This is a genomic window from Thiomicrospira sp. R3 (genome assembly GCF_029581415.1).
Taxonomy (GTDB): domain Bacteria; phylum Pseudomonadota; class Gammaproteobacteria; order Thiomicrospirales; family Thiomicrospiraceae; genus Thiomicrospira.
Map to the genome: position 1 here is coordinate 1,307,160 of NZ_CP121121.1, position 26,205 is coordinate 1,333,364.

Genomic DNA, 26,205 nt, shown 5'->3' on the forward strand with positions numbered 1-26,205 from the left:
ATGTCACTGATTTTAGAAACCACAGCTCGTCGCACCTTTGCGATTATCTCGCACCCGGATGCGGGTAAAACCACCGTTACAGAAAAACTATTGTTATACGGTGGTGCGATTCAGATGGCAGGCGCCGTAAAAAGCCGCAAAACCGATCGTGGCGCGACCTCAGACTGGATGAAAATGGAACAAGAGCGTGGGATTTCTGTGGCCTCGTCGGTGATGCAGTTTCCCTATAAAGGCGTGATGATAAACCTGCTGGATACACCCGGGCATGAGGACTTCTCTGAGGATACCTATCGGGTGTTAACCGCGGTGGATTCGGCGCTGATGGTTATTGACGTGGCGAAAGGGGTGGAGGACAGAACCATTAAATTGATGGAGGTCTGTCGCCTGCGGGATACGCCGATTTTAACCTTTATCAACAAAATGGACCGTGAAGGCAAAGAGCCGATCGAGTTGTTGGATGAAGTGGAAGAGGTGTTAAAAATTGAGTGCGCCCCGATGATTTGGCCGATTGGCATGGGTAAGCGCTTTAAGGGGATTTACAATATCTATCACGACACGATTCGTTTGTTTGCCCAAGCCGATGGCCAACGTGCCGGTGAAGGTGAGCTGATTAAAGGCTTGGATAACCCACGACTCGATGAGTTGATTGGCAGCATGGCCGATGAACTGCGGGATGAGATTGAATTGGTGCGCGGCGCTAGCCATGAATTTGATTTAGAACGTTTTTTAGCAGGAAAACAAACCCCGGTATTTTTTGGTTCGGCGGTGAATAACTTTGGTTTACAAGAGTTGTTGGATGGTTTTGCGCAGTATGCGCCGCCGCCCAAAGGCCGTGAAACCGAAGACCGATTTGTCAAAGCGGATGAAGATAAAATGACCGGTTTTGTGTTCAAAATTCAGGCCAATATGGACCCCGCACATCGTGACCGCGTGGCGTTTATGCGTATTGTATCGGGTAAGTACGAAGCCGGTAAAAAGCTCAAACACGTTCGTATTGGCAAGGATGTTAAAATCTCCAAAGCGATTACCTTTTTAGCCAATAAACGTGAACAGGCAGCAGAAGCCTATCCAGGCGATATCATTGGCTTGCACAATCATGGCACAATAAAAATAGGCGATAGCTTTAGCGAAGGCGAAATCCTCAAGTTTACCGGTATCCCAAACTTTGCGCCTGAGCTGTTCCGCCGTGCACGCCTAAAAGACCCAATGAAAATGAAAGCCTTGCAAAAAGGCTTAACCCAATTATCCGAAGAGGGCGCGACCCAGCTTTATCGCCCTGTGATAAACAATGATTTAATTTTGGGCGCAGTAGGTATTTTGCAGTTTGAAGTGGTCGCCCAGCGCTTAACCGACGAATACAACGTAACCTGTCAGTTTGAGCCTGTTAACGTTGCCACTGCGCGCTGGGTTATTGGCGACAAGGAGGAGATTGAAAAATTTCTTGATAAAGTTACTGACAACGTCGCCTATGATGCCGCCGATCAACTGGTCTATATCGCCCCAACGCGGGTTAATCTGCAGTTAACCGAAGAGCGCTGGCCAAAACTTAAATTTGTAGCTACTCGCGAGCACTAATGTCCTTTAGGAATGGGGTTCAGCTGGGTCAGCTACAAATCCCAATCAAAACGCATCCAAGGCGTAAGCGCTTGGCTTTGCGTATAAAGCCGACCGGCGAGGTGGCGTTGTTAGCGCCGCCTAAGGTAGCTTTCAAGCAGTTAGAAGGCTTTGCACTGGCCAACCAGGCCTGGTTGGAAGAACAACTCTCAAAACTAGCTTTAAAACCTCAGCCAGCGGTATTTAGCGGCTCAATTGGTGAGCGTTGGCCCTATTTGGGTGAGGGTTTGGTTTTGGAGCAGGCTGATGCTTATCCAGTTCAACAACAAAAAAATAAGCTGTTATTGCCTTCTCATGCCGATGCTAAGCAAGCGTTATTCAGCTGGTATTTAGAGCGGGTGAATGAATGGCTGCCCTCACGCTTTAATTATTGGGCGGCGCAGACAGGTTTTCAGCCGACGGGACTACAAATCAAAACCTATAAAGCGCGTTGGGGCAGTTGTGATCGTCATGGGCGCATTCAATTAAATTGGATGTTAATCGGGTTGCCACAATGGGTGGTGGATTATGTTATCGTGCATGAGCTTTGTCATTTAACTCACATGAATCATTCGCCTGCCTTCTGGCAGCTAGTTCGTTGGCATTACCCCAACACCGAGCAAGCCAAGGCTTGGCTCAAACAAAACGGACATCCGATTATTAGTCAACTTTATAGTTTATCAGGAAATACGCTATGACCAGCATGCAACATCGTGCCGCCAACGACTACGACTACAACTACGATTACAACTACAACCTATCCCTCAGCAGCTATGTCGAAGCCGAAGACACCCGCAAAACAATTGAGCTCACTCAACTCAACGCCGAACTGATGGCTAAGGTCAAAGATTTGCCCACTCGCCGCTGGTACATGCAAGCCGTCGTGAATAACGGCTGGATCCGCAATACCCTAGTGATGCAGATTGAATCTGCTGCGCACCAGCGCCAAGGACGGGCCATTAGCAACCTTGCCAGCCGTCTGCCTGCTCCTGACTCAGACTTGGTGCAGCAAACGCTGAAAGACCCGTATCTGTTTGACTTTTTGAGCCTCGAGTTGGGTTTTCACGAACGCGAACTGGAAATCGGGCCTATCCTGTGCCAGCAACCCAACAGAGTGCTGGCCGAATATGCCTTGTGTGGTGTCGATAAACTCATCGGCGTTTCCAGCTACGAGTTGACCCGCGCTCTGCCGGAAGCTCTTGAAACCAGCCTACCCAGTATTGAACAAATCGAGCGCGAATTGCAGGCAGCAGAAAGCGAAGAGGGCAAAGCATGAGCGAACAAAAGTTTGTCGACAAACGGGTTATTCACATCAGCGCGAACTCGCGGCTTAGTCAGGCATTAAAAACTCAATTTGCCCTAGAGAAGCGCGAAGCAGTTAGCTTTACGCCGACCATTTTAACCTGGGGGCAGTTTTGGCAAGACTGGCAGCAGCAGGCGTTGTTAGGTGGCGAGTTGGCTGGCGAGTTGCCCAGCTCACCTAAGCATTTAATTTCTGATTTTGAAGCCAGCCAACAATGGCAAACTTTGCTTGAAAAACATTGCCCCACCGCCTTATTAAATTTAGCCGAAACCGCCAAGCAACTCTACCAGGCCTGGTGTTTATGGATTGAGTATCAAACCCCTGCTCCGCTTGAGATGCTAACTGAAGAGGGGCGTTTGTTTGAACTTTGTGCGCAGGACTACCAGGCCTGGTTGGAAAAGCGCGGGTTTATTGATGAGCCAAGCTTAATGCAACAGCGTTTGGCTTGGTTTGAGCAGGGCGTGGGTGGCTGTCCGCAGCAGGTGATATGGCATGGTTTTGACGAACTGACGCCGGTGATGCACCATTGGAAAAACCTGTCTAGTCTGCGTGGATGCCAGCATACTATGGCTGAGCTTGGCTACACGCAAACACAAATCGCTCAAACACAAACCGTTCAAATCTATGCCGGCGCCGACCTGCGGGATGAATGCCAACAGGCGGCGTTATTTTGCGCTCAAACCCTGCAAAACGCCATAGAACAAGGGCACAGCCTATCGAGTTTGCGGGTGGGCGTCGTCGCGCCGAATGTCGCTGACATCAAAGCGCCCTTAGCCTTTTGGTTGGATGATACCCTATATCAAACCTTTGAAAATCACCCGATACTCGCCCAGCATTCAACCGAGCGGCTGTACAATATTTCTTTGGGCACGCCTTTGACCCAACTGCCTTATGTTGGGTTTTTGCACCAGAGTTTAAAAATGGCGGCGCAACCCAAACAACCGCTGGCGTATCAAGATTGGAGTCAATGGCTCACCTCGCCGTTTCAATTGGGTGAGCTGAGTGGGCTACAGGGCTTGGATAATCAACTGCGTAAATTACAATGGGCGCGGCTAAACTGGCCGGCCTTGGCCAAGCGAACTGAGCAGCTTGCTTGGCCTGATAGCTTGGCCAAACTCTTAAGTCAAATGATCGACATTAGCCCACCCACATCGCCTAATCTAGCTCAATTTGCTGACTGGGTGAGTCAAGTGGTCGGGTTGTTTGATGCCAAGTTGGCGGGCTTTAGCTCAGAGATTTATCAGCAACGCGAAAAATGGCTAGACAGGTTACAAAGTTTTGCCAGTTTGCGCGCGATGCCGAACAAGCAAAGCCTGAGCGCTTGGCTCAGCCAATGGCAAGCCTATTGCGCCCAAACACTGCATCAAGCTCAAAGTACCTGGATCCAGCCGATTCAAGTCATCGGTATGCTCGAAGCCGGCGGTCAGCCGTTTGATGCGCTTTGGGTGATGGGGTTGAATGATGAGGCCTGGCCACGCCCCCCTCAGCCTAATGCCTTTTTGCCATTGAGTTGGCAGCGCCAGCAACAGTGTCCGCGTTGTGATGCGTCGCGTGAGCTGGATTATGCGCAACACTTGACCCAGCGATTAAAAGCCAGTGCGCCTCGGGTGGTGTTGAGTTATGCGCGCCAGAAAGGGGAGGCGATGAGCCTACCAAGTCCATTGATCGCCAACTTGCTTGAAGATTCAATCAATCATTACCCCGCGCAGCCGTTTTGCAGCTCTAGCCACCAGGCCTGGTTACAACGACCCCAAGCCGAATGGCGGTTGGATAACCAAGCGCCACCGATTGATGCGGGGATGCGTGCGCCAGGCGGTTCGGGGATTTTAAAAGCCCAAATGCAATGTCCCTTAATGGCATTTTTTGATTATCGCTTAGGTGCAAAGTATGGTTTGGACACGGTGGAAGATGGTCTGGCCAGTACCGACCAGGGGCGGATTTTACATCGTGTCCTGCAACTTTTTTGGCAACAAACGCGCACTCAGACCGCGTTGAAAGCAATGGAAGCTGAACAGGTGAATCAGCAGCTCGCGGAATTATTAGCCGAAGAATTTAGCCAGCTTCAATCGCATTTTTCGCCAAGCTATCTGGCACAAGAACAGCAGCGGATGGCTGTGTTATTACAACAATGGATTGAGTTGGAGCGCGCGCGACCCTGTGGCTTTGAAGTGATCGCGACCGAATTAGAACTGGAGCTTAGGCTGGCCGGTATCGGCTTTAAAATCTCGATAGACCGCATTGACCAAACCGAGCAAGGCGCGCTGTTATTGGATTATAAAACCGGTCAAGCCAGTGTGAACGATTTGCTGTCTGAGCCGATTCGTGCGCCGCAATTAGCGGTGTATTTGCATGGGATTGATTCACCGATTGCAGGGCTGGGTTATGGTTTGCTGAGTTCGGATAAGGGGGTTAATTGGAATCTACTTAGTGAGCAACCAGGCCTGGTTGTAAAAACCGGTAAAAGTTGGGAGAAAATCAGCGAAAAAGGCGATTGGCAGGATGTCGTATGGCCTGATTTTATCGACTTCTTAATGCAACAGGTTGAGCAGCTTGCTCAAGCCTTAGCGCAGGGTGATGCCAGTATGCGCTTCACTAAGGAGCAGGACTTGGCTTATTCGCCTTCGCTGTTGGCCTTGCGTTTACCCGAGGTCAAGGCCCAGCGTGGAGCAGCGTTTGAGGATGATGAAATGCAACCGGAGGATAATTAGATGAACCCCCATATCGCCTACAACCCAAACTGGCATCCTGCGCTGGGTCAAGATAACCTAGCCGATAGCGCGGCACGTTTAAGCGCGATTAACCCGCATTTTTCTTACATCGTCCAAGCGCCAGCCGGTTCGGGTAAAACCGCTTTGTTAACTCAGCGGTTTTTGGCGCTGTTGGCGCGGGTGGAAACGCCTGAGCAGATTGTCGCGATGACCTTTACTAAAAAAGCCGCCGCTGAAATGCGTGAACGGGTATTGCATGCGATTAAACAGGGGCTTAATCCAACGTGCGACAGCGATAAGGTCTATGACCAAAACACCTGGCGTTTAGCGCGTGATGTGGTGCAGCATGATCGTGACCAGGCCTGGTGCTTATTGGATAATCCAAACCGTTTGCGCATTCGAACGATTGATTCAATGAATGGCTATCTGGTGCAACAAATGCCGTTTTTATCCAAACTAGGCACCCAGCCGAGTTTACAACAAAATAGCGATGCCTTATATGTCGAGGCCGCGCGCGCGGTGCTGGCTTCGGAGGCGGTGCAAACAGAAAGTGCGGCGTTATTGCGCTTGGTGAATGGCCGTTATCGTCGTGCTGAAAACCAGTTGGTCAGCATGTTAAAAAAGCGTGATCAGTGGATGCGCATTTTACTGGGCGGCGCACAACGTGAACAACTAGAAAGCGCGTTAGAAGCCTTGGTATTACAGCAAGCCCAGCAAGCGATCATGCAGCTGGGCCCTGTTATTGAACTGGGTGAGGAACTTCCCGAATTGGCAAGGTTTGTATTGGGCAATAAGCCCGATGCGCCGCTGCAATCCTTGGCGCAAGCCGATTGGCCCTTAGGGATGGCGCTAGAAGAGCTTGGCGCTTGGCGTGAACTGGCGGGGTTTGTGTTGACTCAAAAGGGCGAGTTGCGTAAAAAAGTAGATGCGCGTAGTGGCTTTCCGGCTGGCGACAAAGCACCGAAAGAAAAGATGCACGGGCTGCTGGCTGAGCTGGCTAATCGTTTGTCTGATGCCTCCGTGAGTGGCTTAGCGGATTTAATGATGCTTCCCGATCCGATATATACCGACCTGCAATGGCAAGATTTGGCGCATTTAATAAGGTTGCTGACCCATGCCGTTGCGCATCTAAAATTAGCCTTTAAAAGCGCAGGAGAAACCGATTTTATCGAAGTCGCACAAGCGGCATCCGATGCCTTGGGTGAGGATGAAGCGCCGACTGATCTAGCGCTGCAATTGGATTATCAAATTCAACATCTGCTTATCGACGAATTTCAAGACACCAGTGTGGGTCAGTTTGATTTGGTTAAAAAGCTGGTACGCGGCTGGATGCCAGGTGATGGGCGCAGCCTGTTTATTGTGGGCGATCCGATGCAATCGATTTACCGTTTCCGCGAAGCGGAAGTCGGCAATTTCTTGCAGGTTTGGACCAACCAAGCCTTAGCCTTTGCGTTAACGCCGTTGAACCTAACGGTGAACTTTCGCTCAAATGCTGCGTTGGTCAACTGGTACAACCAGACCTTCGCTAAAGTCTTTCCTAAACAAGATGATTTGGTGCTGGGGGCGGTCAGTTATGCACCGGCGCAACCCAGCCCACAAGCGCAAGAACAAGCGCAAGAACAATCCAGTGTAGACGCGCTCGAAAACCAAACGACCATGCATAGCGCAATCCAGACTCACTGGGCCCTAAATCAGACTGGCGCTGCGCAAGCGCAGAAGATGGCTGAAATCATTCAGCATCGCATGAGTGAGTTGGCGGAGGGTGAGGGCGCTGGCCGCATTGCGGTACTAGGGCGCTCGCGCTCGCATTTAGCGCCCTTAGCCTACCAGCTTAAACAACAGGGTATCGCGTTTCGTGCAGTTGAGTTAGAAGGCTTGAACCAGCGCCAAGAAATTCAAGACTGCCTCGCCTTAACGCGTGCGTTATTACATGGTAATGACCGAGGTGCCTGGATTGCATTATTGCGTGCGCCGTTTATTGGTTTATCCTTGGTGGATTTGTATGCCTTGTTGGGGGCGGACAAATCCAAACTTTATGCGTCCCTCACCGCTTGTTTGGCGAATGACCAGGCCTGGTTGAACTGCACAGCCGAGGGCCAAGCGCGTTTGGCGCAAGCCTGGCCGATTTTACAAAGCGCGATGGCGCTGATCGGTTCACAGCCTTTTTCACGGGTTGTTCACCAGGCCTGGTGGCAATTAGCCGCGGCACAAACACTGGATTCTGAGGTAGAGCTGGATAATGTGCAGGTGTTTTTTGAAGGGCTTGCGCAATGGGACCAAAGCCCAGAGCCACTGGATAGCCAGCAGCTCGACAACTGGGTGCAAACCCTTTACGCAGGGGGCGATAGCCGTCCAGAAGCGCAGAAGGTGCAGCTCATGACGATGCATAAATCCAAAGGCCTGCAGTTTGATACCGTACTCTTGCCCAGCTTGGCAAAACAGCCTCGCCATAACGAGCGCGCACTGGTCAGCTGGCTAGAGTTTGCGAGTGAACAGGGCGAAGGGTTGGTGCTCGCTCCACTGGATCAAACCGGGCAAAGTGGGGCATTGAATAAACTGATTGCGAAGGTAGAGCAGCAAAAACAACAGTTTGAAGACGCTCGTTTGATTTATGTTGCGGCAACACGCGCGCAAAACCAATTGCATTTGTTTGCCAGCCTGAATCTCTCCGCAAGCCAAGCCGCTCGAACCTTAAACACAGATACCGGCATTCAGCCGCCAAGTACCAGCCTATTGGCACAACTTTGGCGACAGGTCGCGGGCGAGTTTTTGCCACTGATTGACCAAGAAATTGAACGCCTAGCCGCCATGCCAGCTAGCGCAATCGACAGCCAAATACCCGCGGCCATGATCAAGTATTTGCCCTATCAAACCCATAAGCCAGAAGATTGGCGCAGTCAAATACCTCAGCCTTTGCCAGCGCTAAAAGCCAGTAAAGCCAGTAAAGCCAAGTTAGAACAGCAAGAAAGTGAAAACGCCCTTGGCGTGACTGAACTAACTGAATCGGGTAAAACTAAACCTGAAAAAACGGCAATGACACAACCAGGCCTGGTTGCTAGACGCGTTGGTGATTTGGTGCATGCACTGCTTGAACAGGTGGCGAAAACGGGGGTAGAACACTGGAATAAACAACGAATTGACCAAAGCCGCCTTATCTATCGCCGCTGGTTATCTGAGCAGGGCGTGCGGGCTGACGAACTCGAACAGGCAATCGAGCGGGTGGTGAAATCAATGCATAATGCGTTATCACACTCAACCCTACGTTGGGCACTACAAAATAATCATACGGATGGTGCCTGTGAATTGGCACTGACCTCCCATTTCGAACAAGTTGAAAACCATATCCTTGACCGCACCTTTATCGATGAAACCGGCACACGCTGGATAATCGACTACAAAACCAGCGCAGCCCGCCCAGGTGATCAAGCAGAAATTCTAGCGGGCCTAGTTGAAGACTACCGCCCGCAGCTCGCGCGCTACGGCGCACTTTTCAACCAAATCGAACAACGCCCACAAAAATGGGCGCTCTATTTTACTGAACTCAATGAATGGGTTGAGTTAAATCAGCTGGAAAGGTTTAGCGGCTAACTGATGCGGTTACTGTAACCCATTAGCGCAATACGAATTTCTCGGATTACGCCATCAGGGATCATCAGTTCATTTTTGCCATCTTTTTCATAGAGTTTCATTTCTTCACCTCGATAAGCACCGAGTGAAATTTCGCTCACGATCGAGTTAGCTATTTTAGTCAGTGCGACTAACGCACGTACACGATCATTTTCAATTTTTCGGCACTCGCTGATATGGTGCAGGTAAATAGCACTTAAAATATCAATGGGTAGGTGCCATTTTTTGCCAAGTAACACACCAATAGCGGTATGAGACGTGTTGTATTTTAATTGCTCTCGTTTAATATATTCACTCGGGCTGGAGTGAGATAGCTGGAAAATTTTGGCATAGTTTTCTGGGTCTTTAGTTGCCAGCATAAGGCAACCCGCATTGTGAAATAAGCCCATCATATAAGCCTCGTCGCGGGTAATATCCGCAACCCATTCTGATAGGTCTGCCATACAGACGGCGACGTCAACCGAATGGCTCATAATATCTTTGTAAAGTTCTGAAGAGTTAAACAGGTGTTTCATACTTGCTGAAAAAACCAGGTTTTTGATATTGTCCAAACCCAGCATTAATACAGCTTGCCCAATGGTTTGTGCAGGTTGACGTAGTTTATAAACGGGGGAGTTGGCTAAGCGCAATACCTCACCAGACAGGGTGGTATTTTGTTCAATAATCGCCACAATACGATGACTGCTACAAAAACGGCTGGCTAATTCTTGTTCAATCAAAATCAATTCTTCTGGCAACTCAGGCAGTTTTAGACCTTTAATTGCCAGCAGTGCTTGGCGAAGCGTTTGTTCCATGTTCATCTTTTGAGCTGTACCAAATATAAAATGATGGCCTTCTATTTTAGCACTCTCTTGAGAGTCAACCTTATAAATGTTAGAGTTCAAACAGCTTGAATACACTAAAGGGAAAGTTATGTTTAACGTTTACTTGCTTCAGGTTCTTGAAGCTATAGGGCTTGAGGAGGCAGGGCAAGAATTTGCGGCCTTATTTTTGACATTGTTAAGTGTTTTGATTCTTATTGCGCTTGGTTTTTATTTGTCCAGGCAGTTACTTTTGCCTATGTTGAGCCGTTTAATTGACCATCTAGATGGCGACACCCTCTCCGCTACGCATGAGGAGCGTCCCAGGTTAGCGAGTCATATTGCGCATTTGGTTCCAGCTATTTTATTGATTAACTTTGTGGAGTTCTTTTTTTCAAGTTGGCAGTCCTGGGAGATCTGGACGAACAAAATAACCTGGCTTTATTTATATGTTTTTATAGGGTTAACTTTTACTAGCTTGATTGATTTAATCACGGCTATCCTTGCACTTAAGTTTAGCAATTCTAATTTACCCTATCGAGTAATTTCCCAGTTGGTGAAATTGATCACCTTTATCGTTGTGGGTATTTTGTCAGTGAGTTTGTTAGTGGGATCTTCTCCTGCCTTTTTGTTAAGTGGTTTAGGTGCGCTAACGGCCGTTCTGTTATTGGTTTTCCGCGATACGTTATTGGGGTTGGTGGCCAGTGTTCAGGTTGCGGCCAACCGAATGGTTGCCAAGGGTGATTGGATTGAAATGCCGAAATACGGTGCTAACGGCAACGTGATTGAGGTGGCGTTAACAACGGTTAAGGTACGCAACTGGGATAATACCGTGACCACCTTTCCGACCTATGCATTAATCTCAGACTCGTTTATTAATTGGCGCGCGATGCAAGAATCGGGCGGGCGACGGATTAAACGCTCCATTCAACTTGATATTCATACGGTTCGTTTTGTGGATGAAGAGGAATTAACCAAGTTCAAAAACAACCCATTTTTAGCGCGGTTTTTTGAAGAACAAAACTATGTTGATTTAGATCAAGTCGATTTAACCAATTCGGCAGTGTTTCGTGCTTATATAGAGTGGACGCTTCGCCAGCACCCGTTGATTAATCAAGATTTGATGGTGATGGCGCGACAGCTGCAGCCCACTGAGTTAGGTTTGCCGATTGAGGTTTATTGTTTTAGTGCTGACAAAGCCTGGGTAAACTATGAAAAAATTCAGTCAGATATTTTTGATCGTTTACTGGCTGTATTGCCCTTGTTTGACCTAATGGCTTTCCAGCGCTTGGGTGGTAAAGGGCAAAGTATCACTTAGATTTTTAAGTTCGTGAAAATAATAAATGAGAGGATAAAGCATGAGCTATAACTATATTAAGTTTTTTGAAGAGATAGGTATTGATGATATTCCCTTGGTGGGCGGTAAAAATGCGTCGCTAGGCGAAATGTATCAAATTTTAGTGCCCAAGGGTGTGCCCGTACCCAATGGCTTTGCGATTACCGCCGAGGCTTATCGCTATGTGCTTAGAGAAAATGGTATTTGGGATGAGCTTAAAAAGCTGATTGGTGCACTCGAACCGCATAATGTCAAGGACTTGCAGATGCGCGGTCAAAAAGCACGTCAAATGATTTACCAAGCCGAACTTCCTGATGATCTAAAGCAAGAAATCTTGGCTGCCTATGCACAATTGCGTGAATTGTGCGGTGAGCAGATGAGTTTAGCGGTGCGTAGCTCAGCGACAGCAGAGGATTTGCCGACGGCGAGCTTTGCGGGGCAGCAGGATACTTATCTAAATATTCGCGGCGATGCAGCGTTTTTAGATGCCTGTAAGCGTTGTTTTGCCAGCTTGTTTACCGATCGTGCGATTCATTATCGGGTTGATCAAGGTTTTGATCATTTTAGTGTCGCGTTATCGATTGGTGTTCAACAGATGGTGCGTTCTGATTTGTCCTCCTCCGGCGTGATGTTTTCGATTGACACCGAAACCGGTTTTCAAGACGCGGTGTTTATTACCGGCGCCTATGGTTTGGGTGAAAACGTAGTACAGGGCGCGCTAGACCCGGATGAATTTTTTGTCCATAAGCCAACCTTCAAGAAGGGTGCGCGTGCGGTGTTAAAGCGCCACATGGGTTCTAAGAAAATCAAAATGGTTTACTCTAATGGCAGCACCAAAGAGCCAGTAAAAAATGTACCCACCGTAAAGGCCGATCGTGCACGTTTTTGTATCACTGACGACGAAGCCCTTAAGCTAGCTGAATACGCGATTAAAATTGAAGACCATTATTCACAGCAAGCCGGTTATCAAAAGCCGATGGACATGGAATGGGCAAAGGATGGCCTGACAGGGGAGTTGTTTATAGTTCAGGCGCGTCCTGAAACCGTGGCTTCGCAGGTCACAGGTTCGACACTCATCAGTTATGCCTTAAGCGCAACGGAAAAAGAATTAATTGTGACGGGCCGTTCAGTCGGCGCCAAGATTGGCGTGGGTCGTGTGCGCGTGATTGAGTCAGTTGAAAAACTGCATGAATTTCAGGCGGGTGAAATCCTCGTCAGTGACACCACCTCGCCCGATTGGGAGCCAGTGATGAAAATCGCTTCAGCGATTGTGACCAATCGAGGTGGGCGCACCTGTCATGCGGCGATTGTTTCGCGCGAGCTGGGTATTCCGGCGGTGGTGGGATGTGATGTTGCCACTGAAAAACTAAAAACCGGTGATTTGGTAACCGTGTCCTGTGCAGAAGGTGAAGCTGGATTTATTTATCGTGGTGAATTAGAGTATAAAATCACTAAAACGGATCTGTCACACTTGCCCCGACCTAAAACCGATGTGATGTTGAATTTAGGTAATCCTGATTTAGCCTTCCAGCACAGCTTCTTGCCGGTTGCCGGTGTCGGCTTAGCGCGGATGGAGTTTATTATCAATGAAAGTATCAAGGTGCATCCTCAGGCCTTGTTGTACCCTAAACGCATAGAAAGTGAGCAGGTAGCTAAGCAGGTTGCGGATTTGATCAAAGGCTATGAAAACGGCCAGACTTATTTTGTCGAAAAACTCTCTGAAGGCATTGGCACGATTGGCGCCGCATTTTATCCGCGTCCGGTTGTGGTGCGCATGTCGGATTTTAAATCGAATGAGTACGCCTCGTTGTTAGCGGGTCAGTACTTTGAACAAAAAGAAGAAAACCCGATGATTGGTTATCGTGGCGCGGCGCGTTATATTGATGGCGATTATCAGTCCAGCTTTGCATTAGAATGTGCCGCGATACGTCGTGTGCGTGAAACCATGGGGCTGGATAACGTCATTATTATGATACCTTTCTGTCGTAGAGTGAATGAAGCCAAGAGGGTGATTGAGGTCATGGCACGTTATGGTCTAAAGCGGGGTGAAAAGGGTTTGCAAATTTATATGATGTGCGAAATCCCGAATAATGTGCTGTTAATCGATCAGTTTGCGCAGTATTTTGATGGCTTCTCGATTGGCACCAATGATCTTACCCAATTGGTGTTAGGTGTGGACCGTGATTCGTCTAAAGTGGCGTCCTCGTATGATGAGCGCGATGACGGGATCAAAATGATGATCAAGTGGGCGGTCGAAGGGGCTAAGCGTAATAACAAACACATAGGTTTGTGTGGTCAAGCCCCCTCTGATTACCCTGAAATGGCTGAGTTTTTAGTCGATATTGGCATAGAGTCGATGAGCTTAAACCCCGATTCGGTGCTAAAAACAATTCCGCTAATTTTGGAAAAAGAAGCTAAACATCTGGGTTAGATGGAATAATAGAAAAAGCCCGCTTGCGGGCTTTTTTTTGGGGTGTGTAGCGTATTAGCGGATTATAAACTCGCCATCACAATGCGTGCGGCTTCAATGGTTTGGTCTATATCGGCATTTGAATGGGCGGCAGAGATAAAGCCCGCTTCAAATGCGGATGGCGCCAGGTAAACGCCTTCGTTTAGCATGCCGTGATAGAACTTGCGGAAACGCGCCATATTGCCTCGTGCCACCTGCGCAAAGCGGGTAATATTTTTTTCTTCCGTGAAGAAGAAACCAAACATACCGCCTACTTGGTTGGTGGTAAAGGGGATGCCTGCTTCATCCGCTACTTTTTGAAGGCCATCCACCAGGCGTTTTGCTTTTTGTTCTAGGTGTTCAAAAAACTCCGGGGCTTTGAGTAGATTTAGCGTCATTAAGCCCGCCGCCATCGCGATAGGATTGCCCGATAGCGTGCCGGCTTGATAAACCGGGCCGAGGGGGGCGATATGGCTCATAATTTCTTTTTTGCCACCAAATGCCCCGACTGGCATGCCCCCACCAATCACCTTGCCAAAGGTGGTGATGTCGGGAGTAACCCCATAACGGCCTTGTGCACCCTGAAGGCCTACGCGGAAGCCACACATCACTTCATCAAAAATCAATACCGAACCATGTTGATCACACACTTCACGTAAGGCTTCTAAAAACCCTGGCTCAGGTGGAATACAATTCATGTTGCCGGCTACTGGCTCTACGATAATACAGGCGATTTGATCACCGATTTCGCTGAATACTTGGCGCACTTCGTCGGCATCGTTATGGGTGAGCGTTAGGGTTTCAGAGGCTAAGGCGGCAGGCACACCAGGTGAGGAGGGCACGCCCAGGGTCAGCGCGCCCGAACCGGCTTTGACTAGTAAGGAATCAGAGTGACCGTGGTAGCAGCCTTCAAATTTAACGATTTTGTCGCGCCCTGTGTAGCCACGTGCTAAACGAATGGCGGTCATGGTGGCTTCGGTGCCCGAGCTGACCATGCGCACCATATCAAACGAGGGGATTAGTTCGCAAACTAAATCGGCCATGGTGGTTTCCATTACGGTTGGTGCGCCAAAACTTAAGCCATGCTCGGCTTGACGTTGTACCGCTTGAATCACTTTAGGATGGGCGTGACCTAAAATCGCAGGCCCCCATGATCCAACATAGTCTATGTACTTCTTGTCGTCTTCATCGGTTAAATAAGCGCCATTGGCAGATTTAAAAAATATCGGATCACCACCGACACCTTTAAATGCACGAACGGGCGAATTAACCCCGCCAGGAATATGTTTTTGCGCGGCGATAAACAGATCATGAGAACGAGACATAAAAGTATCCTTTGTAGGTTAATGGCTGTTAGAAACGCATAGCTAGGGTTAATAAAATCAAAGCCATTGAGTTAAACCAGTAAATAATGAATAGGCAAAATTATACCTTGAATAGCTGGCTAATGTCAGTGGCAGCTTGGCGGATATTAGCTTGCGCGAATACGCCTTGAATTACCGCAAGGCTATTTGCGCCAGCTTCAATCAGCGGTTGGGCATTGTGTTGAGTAATTCCACCGATTGCGACACAAGGAATGCTAAGCGTTTGTTTGGCTTGGATGAGTGTAGCGGTCTCAGCCTGAGGTGCATTGGGTTTAGTTTTTGAGGGGTAGAAGCGCCCAAAGGCCACATAGTTAGCTCCCATAGCCTGCATCTGTTGCGCACGGGTTAAATCGTTATAGCATGACACTCCGATTATGGCCTTATCACCTAACGCAGTACGCGCGTGAATTAAGCTACTGTCGTCCTTGCCAAGGTGAATACCGTCGGCTTGGCAAGCAAGCGCCAGAGGGATAGAGTCATTAATAATGAATAATGCATTGTGATTTAAACAAAGCGATTTAAGCTGTAGAGCGAGGCTAACCTGTTGTTCAAAAGCGGAGGTTTTATCGCGATATTGAACAATCTGTGCGCCACCTAGTAGGGCTTGGCGCACATGCTCAACAACAACCAGGCCTGGTGATAAGTTGGGGTCGGTTATAGCGTAAAGACCAGAGATTATCACTTACTGGCCATGATGTTGCTGCCAACCGGCTAGGCCATTGAATAATACACGAACCTGGTCATACCCCACTAATCGTAGCGCCATATGGGCTTTTGAGGACAAAATGCCGGTATCGCAATACAAGACAATCATCTTGTCTTCCGGTAGTTTATCTAGCTCGGATAAAACAAAACGCCAGTCAATATTGATCGCACCGGGAATTGCATTGTTACTAAAGTCTTGTGCTTGACGCGCATCGACCAACACCACCTCGTCTTTGATTTCAGCAAGGTTAGCCGCCATAATCACGCCGTCGCCAAAAGCCGCCATTTCCATATAGTCTTGCAAAGCCATAATTATGTCATCACGTTCAATCGCCGATGCGGAGGTGATAAGCACAAAGCTGGTTACGCAGGCAAGTAGTAGTTTTTTCATGGCGCTCTACTAGAATTGTGGGCTGAGTTGGTTAATACGTTGAGCTAAGAATTCAAAATCGCTATCGCCAATCTTGCGATAAACAATATTGCCGTTGGGCGCAATTAAGAAGGTGGTTGGGGTCAAGCGGATATTGCCAAAGGCCTCGCTGTAGGCGCCATCGGTATCTTGCACAAAATTAAACGGATAGGGGTTGGCGCGGATAAAGGCTTCAACTTGGTTTATAGGGTCATAGTTCATTGATATGGCGATGATTTCAAAGCGGTCACCAAATTCTTCTTTAAGCTTAGCCATATCCGCCATCTTGGCTACACAGCTTGGGCAGGAGGTAGCCCAGAAATTTACCAAGATGGGTTTTTTGGGTAAGGTCAAATTAATCTGTTCACCAGAATTGAGTTTTACCTCAACGTTAGGTGCTTTTTCGCCTCCTGAAATTGTAAAGTAGATTAATGCACCTACAAGAACCGCAACCAGGCCTGCAAAAAGTTTGGTAGATAGGCTTTTCATTTTCGCTCCAAATAATAATCATAAAGAAAGTAATGTACATGAAAATGTGAATCGGAAGTGTTAAAGAAAATAGGACTTTTGTTGAGTTCTTACAGCTTTAGTAAGAACCCAAATACCACTAGCAACTAAGCTTTTAGGGTTTCTACCCCGTTTTTGCCGCCACACAAAAACACATCGGCTTTGCGGCAGGCGAATAAGCCATTGGTCACGACACCGACGATTTGGTTGATTTCGGTTTCCAGTGCGACGGGATCCGTAATCTGTAGGCCATGAACGTCGAGGATAATGTTACCGTTATCCGTAGTAAAGCCATCACGTAAAACCGGCTCGCCACCAAAACGCTTAACGATTTCGCGCGCGACATAACTGCGTGCCATAGGAATGACTTCAATCGGTAATGGGAATTTGCCTAGAAGAGCAACTTTTTTACTTTCATCCGCAATACAGACAAACTTTTTAGCGACCGCTAAAACAATTTTTTCGCGGGTTAATGCACCGCCGCCGCCTTTAACTAGATGCAAACCTGGATCGGCTTCATCGGCACCATCAATATAAACCGAGATTTCGCTGACACTGTTGAGGTCTAAAACCGGAATGCCATGACCTCGTAAACGCTCAGCCGATGCTTCAGAACTGGCGACAGTACCTTCAATGGTATGCTTAATTTTTGACAGTTCATCAATAAAGAAATTAGCGGTTGAACCGGTACCGACGCCAATAATGGTTTCAGGTACAACATAATCAATAGCGGCTTTAGCAACGAGTTGTTTTAATTCATCTTGTGTCATAGTTTTGATCCTATTTTTATCTTTTCATTAAGAATTCAAGTAAGGCTTTTTGGGCATGTAAGCGGTTTTCAGCTTCATCCCACACCACGCTTTGCGGGCCATCAATCACTTCGGCGGTCACTTCTTCGCCACGATGGGCGGGTAAGCAATGCATAAACAGCGCATCAGGATTAGCCTGCGCCATTAGGGGTTGGCTAACGCGATAGTGAGATAGCGCTTGTTTGCGCAGACGTTGTTCGTCTTCTTGGCCCATACTGGCCCATACATCGGTGACAATTAAATCAGCTTGGTCAGCAGCTTGCATCGGGTCACGAATGATTTCGACTCGATCTTTCGCCATTTCAACCAAATCCGCACGCGGTTCAAAGCCTTTTGGGCAGGCAATCCTTAGTGTGAAGTCATAAATTTGGGCGGCATTGATATAGGATTGGCACATATTGTTACCATCCCCAATCCAAACCACGGTTTTGCCTTGAATTGAACCGCGATGTTCATAATAGGTTTGCATATCAGCTAAAAGCTGGCAGGGATGAAAATCGTCAGTCAAAGCGTTAATGACCGGTACGCTAGAAAACTCAGCCATGGTTTCTACAATGCTGTGCTCAAAGGTGCGAACCATAATGCCATCAACCATGCTCGAAATGACCCGTGCACTGTCTTCAATCGGTTCACCCCGGCCAAGCTGCGTGTCGCGCGGAGAAAGAAACAGCGCATGGCCACCGAGTTGAGTCATGCCCACTTCAAATGAAATCCGTGTGCGCGTCGAAGCCTTTTCAAAAATCATCGCTAGGGTCTGGTTTTTAAGGGGTTCGTAAATCTCGCCAGCCTTTTGCATCGCTTTTAACTCAATCCCGCGTTGAAGTAGCTGGTTAAGTTGCTCACTGCTGAGGCTTTTGAGGGTTAAAAAATGTTGGTTTGTCATGTTAAAAATAAGTTGTTTAGTTAAATATCGGTTAAAAATTCATTAATCAATTCGCAAACACCGCTGATCAATTGCTCCTGTTGTGCATGAGACATAACAAAAGGCGGTAATAGGCGAATGGTATCGCCACGCGTGACATTAATCAGCAGGTTTTTGTTGAGTGCGAGTTTAACCAGTTCACCGCATGGGCGATCAAGCTGGATGCCGATCATATAGCCTTTACCGCGCACCTGCTTGACCTGATCAATGCCCGCTAAACGTTGTTTAAATTCATTAAGAAGATATTCACCTTGTTTAGCGACATAATCAATATAGTTATGGTGTTCAAGTGTTTTGATAACAGCCAGGCCTGCTGCACAGGCTAGTGGATTGCCACCAAAGGTGGTGCCATGATTACCGGGCGCAAGTACTTCTGCTGCTTTACCCCGTGCCAAGCAGGCACCTATGGGCACACCATTACCCAAGGCTTTCGCTAGGGATAAAACATCAGGCAGAATCGCTTCATGCTGGAATGCAAACCACTTACCTGTGCGGCCAACGCCCGTTTGGATTTCATCTATCATTAGCAATAAATTGTGCTGGTCACACAAAGCCCGCAAGGCTTTAAGATAACCGGTTTTGGGGACATATACGCCACCTTCGCCTTGCACAGGTTCAACCATGATCGCAACCAAATTAGGCTGGTTGGCGATTTTTTGTTCTACGGCTTCAACATCATCAAAAGGTACGCGAACAAAGCCTTCAACAAGTGGATAAAAGCCTTCTTGGACTTTTTTGTTGCCTGTTGCGCTCAAGGTAGCCATAGTACGGCCATGAAAACTATTTTCCATAACCAAAATTTCAGGCTGAGTAATCCCTCTGTCATTACCAAACTTACGGGCTATTTTAATCGCGCCTTCGTTTGCTTCAGCGCCAGAGTTGCTGAAAAACACTTTATCCATGCCTGATAAACGAATAAGTTCATCGGCTAAGGCTTGCTGGTTGACGACATGATAGAGGTTAGAGGTATGAATAAGGCGCTTGCTTTGCTCACACAGTGCGTGTGCAATTTCTGGATGTGCATGCCCAAGACTGCACACAGCAATGCCGCTAACTGCATCTAAGTAAGCACGGCCTTGTTCATCATAAAGCGTAGCGCCTTCGCCTTCAACAAAGGTGACAGGTAAACGTGCATAGGTATTCATTAAACTGGCTGACATCTTAACCTCTAAAAAACCCATGGCGGGTTGGCCGCAGTGATTGAAAACAAAAACGTAAGTCATCTATTAAAAGTGTTCATCGACGACTGTTTTCGCAAGACTAAAGATTGATTTTAGCTGAATAAAGAATAAATTCAAGTTATTAAGTCGCTGGGACGTGGTTATTACAACGCGTATAACCAAGGATTTAGGTAGATTTTAGACCTGTTGAAATAAACCCAAGTCAAAATCTGTTATTCAGTAACTGCTTAGGATAAAATAGCAGGTTTTTAATAGACAAATTGTTTGAGGAGCCTTTGAATGCGAACAATGTCGGATCGTGATGGCCTGATTTGGATGGACGGTCAAATGGTGCCTTGGCGTGATGCCAACACCCATGTGTTAACGCATACCTTGCACTACGGTTTGGGTGTGTTTGAAGGCGTAAGAGCCTATGATGCTGAGCAAGGTACCTCAATTTTTCGCTTAGAAGCGCATACCGACCGTTTGTTTAACTCGGCGAAAATTATGAATATGCCCATGCCGTTTGATAAGCAAACGATTAACGCAGCCCAGCGTGCGGCGGTGGCAGAAAATAATTTAAAGTCAGCTTATCTACGTCCGATGGTTTATTACGGTTCTGAAGGTATGGGTTTACGTGCGGATAACTTAAAAACCCACGTGATTGTAGCGGCTTGGGAGTGGGGTGCGTATATGGGTGAAGAAAACTTGACGAGGGGGATTAAGGTTGCCACCTCATCTTATACTCGTCATCACCCAAATATCACCATGACCAAAGCCAAAGCTAATGGAGCCTACATGAACTCCATGTTGGCTCTGCAAGAGGCGGTTTCGCATGGTTGTCACGAAGCCTTATTGCTCGATCCGCACGGTTTTGTGGCCGAAGGCAGTGGTGAGAACTTCTTTATGATTAAAGATGGCGTGATTTATACGCCAGATTTGTCAGCCGCGTTAGATGGTATTACCCGTAAAACCGTGATTCAGCTGGCGAATGAGTTGGGGTATAAAGTCATTGAAAAACGCATTACGCGTGATGAGGTGTATATTGCCGATGAAGCCTTCTTTACGGGTACCGCGGCTGAAGTGACGCCGATTCGTGAATTAGATAATCGTCCAATTGGCGAAGGCTCGCGTGGTCCGATTACCGAAAAATTGCAAAGTTTATACTTTGATGTGGTACACGGTCGTTCAGCGCCCCATTTAGACTGGTTAACGCCCGTAAAATAAGCCGGTTAAATAATTAAAAGAGGAGTGACCATGACTGCACAATCCTGTTCACAACGTCGTGTCGAAGTAACCTATGATGATTTGCCTTTGTACTGCCCGATGCCGGGTGAAAGCGCATGGGATGCCCATCCAAAAGTGTTTTTGCCGATTGAAGAAACCGGTGAAGCCAAATGTCCTTATTGCGGCACGGAATATGTGCTAAAAGATTGGAACCCGCACCGCGGTGGACATCACTAGGTTGGTTACCAAAAACAGCTGGTTAACGCTTTCCTAGCGGGTTCCGGCTGTTTTTTTATGCTCTCTGCCTCCTTATCTCACGCATCCGTTACAAGGCTTTCAGCCCAGCAATGGTCAGCCATTCAACAGCTTTTACAGATCGATACGGCATTGTTGCCTTGGAAATATCTCAACCAGGCCTGGTTGTTAGATAATGCCTTCTCCGACTCCACCCATTCAATTGTTAGGCTCGATAGCGATGCGGGTAACTTCTATCTTAAGTGGTTGCGCAAGGATTTAACTCAGCAACCTTTTTGGCAAGATGTAAAAGTTTGGTTAGACTATGATTTGGCGCAAAGCTATCAGTATCAACCCGATTGGGCGGTGTTATTGCGCCAGGTTTCACCGCTTCAAATTGTACAGATTCCTTTGGCGGTATCGCCCTCTGATAACCAGCAACAAGGTTATGTGTTAAGCCAAGCCCTGTCAGGGCACAATCAACCGCCTAAAACCCTGTCAGAAGCCACGCTCAAGATCTTGGCGAAACATGTTGCCCAGCTTCATCGGCTGACAACTCACGAACCGAACTTAGTAGAGGGCTGGATGCAGAAAACACGCGCGTTTGTGCAAACGTTCGATTTACAACCAGGCCTGGTTGTCCGTGCAATCAATAAGACCCTTGCTTGCCCGATTAAAGCGCTGGTGCCGGTGATGCTGGATTTTCGCTGGGATCAACTGCAATGGCAAGATGATCAACCCCTGGGTATTGTCGATATGGATGCCTGGATAATGGCCCCGGCGAGTTTGCACTTAGGGATGCTTGAGGTGTTGTTAAATGCAGATCAAGCAACAATCTGGCGACACTATTATGCCGGATATTTGGCTGAACAAGGGATTGATAGCGCAGAAGTCTTTAGCCAGCTTGAGGCGTGGCGTGATGTGTTTCGGTTGGTTTTGTTTCGGTTGAATTGGTTAGGCGCGGATAACTTACAGGCCTGGTTATCCGCACCTCATTGTTTTAAATCGTTATAACTAGCCGACTAATTGGCAGCCGCCTGGTTTTGTTTGCGCCAGCGTAATTGCCAGTTAATCATGCCATACCATGCCATAAACATATAGGCGACAAACATCATCGCGGTCAATGGATAGCCGGTTTGCCAATAAAGCGCGACCGCAAAGGTGTTGATAATAATCCAATAAAACCAGCTTTCAAGCACTTTGCGCGCCATTAAAAAGGTCGTCATCATTGAAAATACCATCACACCTGCATCCAAATAAGGCATTTGGCTGGCATTAAACAGGGTTAATAATCCGCCAAAGCTAAAGGTCAACAACACACCTAAACCTATCCATAACGCATGTTTGCCAAGATTCCAGCGATGAATGCTCAGTGGTGTGTGCGTTGCATCGGCTGGGCGCGGACGCCAGAGCAGCCAACCATAGACCGCCATGCCCATATAAAACAGGTTCAGCGCCGATTGCATGGGTAAGTTACCTTCCCAAAAAATCATCATGTAAATCGCGGTGCTGACTAGGGCCGCCGGCCAAGCCCAGATAATTTCTTTGGCGGCCATAAATACATAGGCCAGTCCGAGCGCGACCGCGACGGCTTCCCAAATTGAAAAGTATTGCAATTGAAGTTGAAAGAGTTCGGCAAAGCTGGCATCCATAAATCTATCCTTTTGTTAGGCGGGTTAGGTGTTGCAATTAATCGGAACGGTCTTGTCCGACAAATTTTAATACAAAAACGGTATTGGGGTTTTGATTAAATACTTCTGCGCGTTCATCTGGTTTTTGCGCGAGAGACACCGGGGTTTAGCCCGGTGAGGGATAGCGCCGGCCGTTAGGCCGCCTGTTTCTCGCGTTCTCCGTGAGTAAGTACTATCGTTGTTAAATTAAAGCCATAACCGCTACCACGTTGGATTAACGTGCAGTGTTTGTGACTAATACCCTGAACCAAACCGTTGGCGGCTTGGATGTTAAACCTTCCGCTGGCACGAATTGCCACACGGCCTGAGTAAATGCCTTGCTTTTTCCCACTGGGAACCACCGCTTTAACCTGATCGCCAGTCTGAAAGCCATGCACCGCTTTTTGGCGCATTAAGTAACCGCGTGGAAAGCCATACTTGTTCAGTCGTGTACGCTGATAACGCCCACGTCCGGTGCATTTAATACCCAAAACCGGTTTAACCCAGTTTTTAACCGGTTTTAAATCTTCGCCAACACAGACCGCATCCAGCGCATGATGCTTGGGAATGCCTTGCTGTTTGCGATTAAACTTGGTCATCGCACCCGTTCCGGTATAGACCGATACGGTGGTTTTAGCCAACACCAGAAGTTCATGCAGCAAAGCGTTACGCGTAGTATTAACCGCCGCCGCGTCTTTGAGTCCTGTCCACTTGCCCTTAAGGGTTTTCTCAACCCCGATGGCACGGGCTTTATCCAGCTTGGATTTGCCCAACAACCGTTTCCACTCTGAAAGCCGATGGCTGCCTTTCGCCTCATTACAGCTCCGACACGCGATGACCAAGTTTTTAACGCTGTGGCTGCCACCTTTTGAGCGAGGCTGGACGTGTTCCACCTCAAGCCTGTTGTCACCGCTTACTCCGTTGCAATACGCGCAGGTATGTTTGTGCTTGGTCAGCAGGTATTCCTTAACTTCAAACCCAAACAGTGTACCTTGTTGGTATTCAACGCCTGCAATATCACCTTTCACCATTTTTTGCATATCAAACTCCACCCGCTCCATGCCAATGTCCGATACCGGTGCTAGCTTGGATAGTTTTTTAATCCAAGCTAGCGTGGTATCGATACGATGTTGTAGTGAGGGCGCTAACCAACCACCAGGTCGGGTGCGGTTGTTAAACCTTGCAGGACGATACCAAAGCTGATTACGGCGACGGCGGCGCATGGCGTGTCGTGCGGTAAGCTGTTCACTAATCTGATGACCGCGGTGGTGAATCACACTTAACCACAATACCTTTAAATCCAGCTTGGATTCCAGGACAACCGCCATCCCCGTTTGCTTTGAGCCGGGATCGATTTTGACATGCACGGACTGACACACACCCGCTACCCGGTCTTTTAACCGAATAGTAAACGGCGTCATCAAATGCACCACCGCACGACCCCGCGAAAGCAGTAGCCTTGCGCGTTTCTCTGAGCACGGCATTAACGGCTTCTTGTTTTTTGTTAATACAAATACCGACATACGGTATCCTCCAAATTATTCCCCTTACGGGGCTAGTAACGTGCCTTTCGGCATCTCCCTTCGAGATTGACGATAACCGGCTCCCACCGAGGTGGCGACATCAAGATTTGGCACTTACCCTATGCCCGCATTCTCAACACCTTTTAGAGCAGTGGGCTAAGGAAGCACCCACTGGTAAGTCTTAACGACCCGTTATCGTCTGCTGCTTAATCTTAGATTAAGCCCTCTGGTCAACTAGGCTTTTACAAGCCTCGCCTTTCAAGGCGGGGTTGTTGACAGTAATCCTTCTTAATCCATTTAATGAATGTTAAAAAAGGACAGGGAAGCAACAGATAAAAGTAAGCTGAGCGCCTGTCCCTACGCCGGTATGATCCGGATCAGGTTCAAAGGGTTTTGCGCCAGCAATCTCAGATCTTTCGATCACCCCTTGGCTAATTTGGCTAATTTGGCTAATTTCAAAAAGGATTATAGCATTGAAGCGCTTAAAGCTGATAAAACATCAACTTTAAGCAACGATGAGTAACAGGCGGCTTAGTTTTTGAAGGGCGCTAGCTGTTTAGTGAGGTGGGTTAGCTGGAGTGGGCTGATGTCAGGCATCCCGTGTTTAAAAGCAATAGGGCGTTCTCCCGCAACTAGTGGCAATAGATAATCTAATGCAGCCTGGGTGATATCCATGCCATCTTCCGTGATAAATGAATCGGGTACTGATTTTTCTAGCTCAGCCACCGCATCCAGTGGCACGGTTTTAAAGCCAAATTGAAACGGGTTGTCGCTGAGTTTGGTGATGATCGGTAATACACCGTGCTCGCCATTTAGCGCCGCGATCACCGCTTGTTCGCCTGCTTGGTAGGCCATGTCCCAATCCGTTTGCGAAACCATATGGCTGGCAGAGCGCTGCAGGTAATCCGGGTTAGCACTGTGGGTTTTGATCTTGAGTTGGTCAGCAACAAGGTGACCTAGTTTTTCAGCCACGCCGCCCAGCTGGGTAAAGGTCATACCATGGGCGTGCTCAACCCCCGCTACCGAGATAAATTGCCCGTCTTCGCTACGAACTCCTTCAGATACCGAGCAGGTGCAGTAGCCATGCTCATCAATTAGTTTTTGAACCTTATCAAGAAATGCTTGGCGTCTAAACGGACGTTCGGCTGGCAAAATGATAATCGGCAAGTCGGGTAGGAGTTTTTTAACTAGACCAGGCGCAAGTGATAACCAACCTACATTGCGGCCCATGGTTTCGAGCACAAAAAAACGGGTTGAGGTTTGATGCATAGATTGAATATCTAAGCAGGCTTCAAAAAAGCTGGTTGCTAAATATTTAGCCGTGCTGCCAAAACCAGGGCTGCAATGAGATATTGCGAGATCGTTATCAATGGTTTTGGCCACACCGATGCAGATTACAGGGTGACCTTGGCGGCAACAATAGTCGGCAACTTTTTTGGCGGTTAACATTGAACCATTACCGCCATTGTAGAAAAAATAACCAATTTGATAGCGGGTGAATACCTCTAAAACGCGTTGGTATTGGTCGGGACGTGCCTCCTCGGTTTCCAAGTCAAAACGGCAGGCTTTAAACGCTGCGCCAGGCAGGAATTTTAACCGCGCCATGTCTTGTTCGCTAAAGCTGTCGATATCAACCAAGGCTTCATCAAGCACCCCTTTTATCCCATTAATCGCCGCATAAACTTTGCCGAACACTTGAGGATGTTGGCGAACGGTTTCAATCACCCCAGCTGCGCTGGCATTAATAACGGCTGAAACGCCGCCAGCTTGTGCATAGAGAACATTTTTTGTTGGTTTTGTCATGAAACTACCCGATCTCAGAAGAATATTTAACTATTATAAAGCAAGAAGATGACTAA

At 47.9% G+C, this 26,205-nt stretch carries 21 protein-coding genes and 1 riboswitch; of the genes, 10 read left to right on the forward strand and 11 right to left on the reverse strand.

All coding sequences use genetic code 11. The features are described 5' to 3' along the window. Genes P8S55_RS06580 through P8S55_RS06600 form a run of 5 tightly spaced genes read left to right on the forward strand, consistent with a single transcriptional unit; the run spans position 1 to position 9,192 of the window. The gene (locus P8S55_RS06580; protein ID WP_289223439.1) at positions 1 to 1,575 is read left to right on the forward strand and encodes a peptide chain release factor 3; all 1,575 of its coding nucleotides are present in this window, start codon (positions 1 to 3) and stop codon (positions 1,573 to 1,575) included. Further along, positions 1,575 to 2,291 (forward strand): M48 family metallopeptidase, encoded by a 717-nt coding sequence (locus P8S55_RS06585; protein ID WP_289223440.1) that lies wholly within the window; start codon positions 1,575 to 1,577, stop codon positions 2,289 to 2,291. Before P8S55_RS06580 ends, P8S55_RS06585 begins: the two co-directional genes overlap by 1 nt. Beyond that, entirely contained in the window at positions 2,288 to 2,869 is a 582-nt protein-coding gene (locus P8S55_RS06590; RefSeq protein ID WP_289223441.1) for a hypothetical protein, read from the forward strand. Before P8S55_RS06585 ends, P8S55_RS06590 begins: the two co-directional genes overlap by 4 nt. Then, complete coding sequence (locus P8S55_RS06595; protein ID WP_289223442.1) at positions 2,866 to 5,604, forward strand: PD-(D/E)XK nuclease family protein; 2,739 nt, start codon at positions 2,866 to 2,868, stop codon at positions 5,602 to 5,604. The genes P8S55_RS06590 and P8S55_RS06595 overlap by 4 nt, the downstream gene beginning before the upstream one ends. Next, positions 5,605 to 9,192, forward strand: coding sequence for a UvrD-helicase domain-containing protein (locus P8S55_RS06600; RefSeq protein WP_289223443.1), 3,588 nt, complete (start codon positions 5,605 to 5,607; stop codon positions 9,190 to 9,192). Here the strand turns inward: P8S55_RS06600 and P8S55_RS06605 are convergent. Further along, positions 9,189 to 10,025, reverse strand: coding sequence for an HDOD domain-containing protein (locus P8S55_RS06605; protein WP_289223444.1), 837 nt, complete (start codon positions 10,023 to 10,025; stop codon positions 9,189 to 9,191). The genes P8S55_RS06600 and P8S55_RS06605 overlap by 4 nt on opposite strands. 118 nt (positions 10,026 to 10,143) lie before the next feature. Here P8S55_RS06605 and P8S55_RS06610 point away from each other — a divergent pair, with 118 nt between their 5' ends. Both P8S55_RS06610 and ppsA read left to right on the forward strand, forming a co-directional pair. Further along, positions 10,144 to 11,349: a mechanosensitive ion channel family protein gene (locus tag P8S55_RS06610; protein ID WP_289223445.1), complete on the forward strand. Its 1,206-nt coding sequence runs from the start codon at positions 10,144 to 10,146 to the stop codon at positions 11,347 to 11,349. 40 nt (positions 11,350 to 11,389) lie between these two features. Then, positions 11,390 to 13,798: a phosphoenolpyruvate synthase gene (gene ppsA, locus P8S55_RS06615; RefSeq protein ID WP_289223446.1), complete on the forward strand. Its 2,409-nt coding sequence runs from the start codon at positions 11,390 to 11,392 to the stop codon at positions 13,796 to 13,798. A gap of 62 nt (positions 13,799 to 13,860) precedes the next feature. Here the strand turns inward: ppsA and hemL are convergent, their stop codons facing one another. The 7 genes from hemL to P8S55_RS06650 all read right to left on the reverse strand — a co-directional run bounded on the left by hemL (position 13,861) and on the right by P8S55_RS06650 (position 19,692). Beyond that, positions 13,861 to 15,141, reverse strand: coding sequence for a glutamate-1-semialdehyde 2,1-aminomutase (gene hemL, locus P8S55_RS06620; protein WP_289223447.1), 1,281 nt, complete (start codon positions 15,139 to 15,141; stop codon positions 13,861 to 13,863). Positions 15,142 to 15,241: 100 nt separating this feature from the next. Beyond that, complete coding sequence (gene thiE, locus P8S55_RS06625; RefSeq protein ID WP_289223448.1) at positions 15,242 to 15,862, reverse strand: thiamine phosphate synthase; 621 nt, start codon at positions 15,860 to 15,862, stop codon at positions 15,242 to 15,244. Beyond that, complete coding sequence (locus P8S55_RS06630) at positions 15,863 to 16,276, reverse strand: rhodanese-like domain-containing protein (RefSeq protein ID WP_289223449.1); 414 nt, start codon at positions 16,274 to 16,276, stop codon at positions 15,863 to 15,865. 9 nt (positions 16,277 to 16,285) lie between these two features. Beyond that, positions 16,286 to 16,783 (reverse strand): TlpA family protein disulfide reductase, encoded by a 498-nt coding sequence (locus P8S55_RS06635; protein WP_289223450.1) that lies wholly within the window; start codon positions 16,781 to 16,783, stop codon positions 16,286 to 16,288. A gap of 125 nt (positions 16,784 to 16,908) precedes the next feature. Then, entirely contained in the window at positions 16,909 to 17,571 is a 663-nt protein-coding gene (gene rpiA / locus P8S55_RS06640; RefSeq protein ID WP_289223451.1) for a ribose-5-phosphate isomerase RpiA, read from the reverse strand. A gap of 16 nt (positions 17,572 to 17,587) precedes the next feature. Further along, the gene (gene argF / locus P8S55_RS06645; protein ID WP_289223452.1) at positions 17,588 to 18,493 is read right to left on the reverse strand and encodes an ornithine carbamoyltransferase; all 906 of its coding nucleotides are present in this window, start codon (positions 18,491 to 18,493) and stop codon (positions 17,588 to 17,590) included. A gap of 20 nt (positions 18,494 to 18,513) precedes the next feature. Further along, complete coding sequence (locus P8S55_RS06650; protein ID WP_289223453.1) at positions 18,514 to 19,692, reverse strand: aspartate aminotransferase family protein; 1,179 nt, start codon at positions 19,690 to 19,692, stop codon at positions 18,514 to 18,516. Between the two features lie 300 nt (positions 19,693 to 19,992). On the opposite strand from P8S55_RS06650, the gene P8S55_RS06655 reads away from it, so the two are divergent. The 3 genes from P8S55_RS06655 to P8S55_RS06665 are packed head-to-tail and all read left to right on the forward strand — an operon-like array spanning position 19,993 to position 22,167. After that, the gene (locus P8S55_RS06655) at positions 19,993 to 20,919 is read left to right on the forward strand and encodes a branched-chain amino acid transaminase (protein WP_289223454.1); all 927 of its coding nucleotides are present in this window, start codon (positions 19,993 to 19,995) and stop codon (positions 20,917 to 20,919) included. 30 nt (positions 20,920 to 20,949) lie between these two features. Continuing rightward, positions 20,950 to 21,156: a zinc-finger domain-containing protein gene (locus P8S55_RS06660; RefSeq protein ID WP_044410800.1), complete on the forward strand. Its 207-nt coding sequence runs from the start codon at positions 20,950 to 20,952 to the stop codon at positions 21,154 to 21,156. A gap of 57 nt (positions 21,157 to 21,213) precedes the next feature. Further along, positions 21,214 to 22,167, forward strand: a complete 954-nt coding sequence (locus tag P8S55_RS06665; protein WP_289223455.1) for a hypothetical protein — start codon at positions 21,214 to 21,216, stop codon at positions 22,165 to 22,167. 8 nt (positions 22,168 to 22,175) lie between these two features. Here the strand turns inward: P8S55_RS06665 and pnuC are convergent, their stop codons facing one another. The 3 genes from pnuC to P8S55_RS06680 form a co-directional block, all read right to left on the reverse strand. Beyond that, complete coding sequence (gene pnuC / locus P8S55_RS06670) at positions 22,176 to 22,805, reverse strand: nicotinamide riboside transporter PnuC (protein WP_289223456.1); 630 nt, start codon at positions 22,803 to 22,805, stop codon at positions 22,176 to 22,178. Between the two features lie 173 nt (positions 22,806 to 22,978). After that, entirely contained in the window at positions 22,979 to 24,346 is a 1,368-nt protein-coding gene (iscB, locus tag P8S55_RS06675) for an RNA-guided endonuclease IscB (RefSeq protein ID WP_289223457.1), read from the reverse strand. A gap of 336 nt (positions 24,347 to 24,682) precedes the next feature. Further along, positions 24,683 to 24,784, reverse strand: a riboswitch (TPP riboswitch). A gap of 93 nt (positions 24,785 to 24,877) precedes the next feature. Beyond that, complete coding sequence (locus tag P8S55_RS06680) at positions 24,878 to 26,149, reverse strand: 6-phosphofructokinase (RefSeq protein ID WP_289223458.1); 1,272 nt, start codon at positions 26,147 to 26,149, stop codon at positions 24,878 to 24,880. Positions 26,150 to 26,205: the final 56 nt, after the last annotated feature.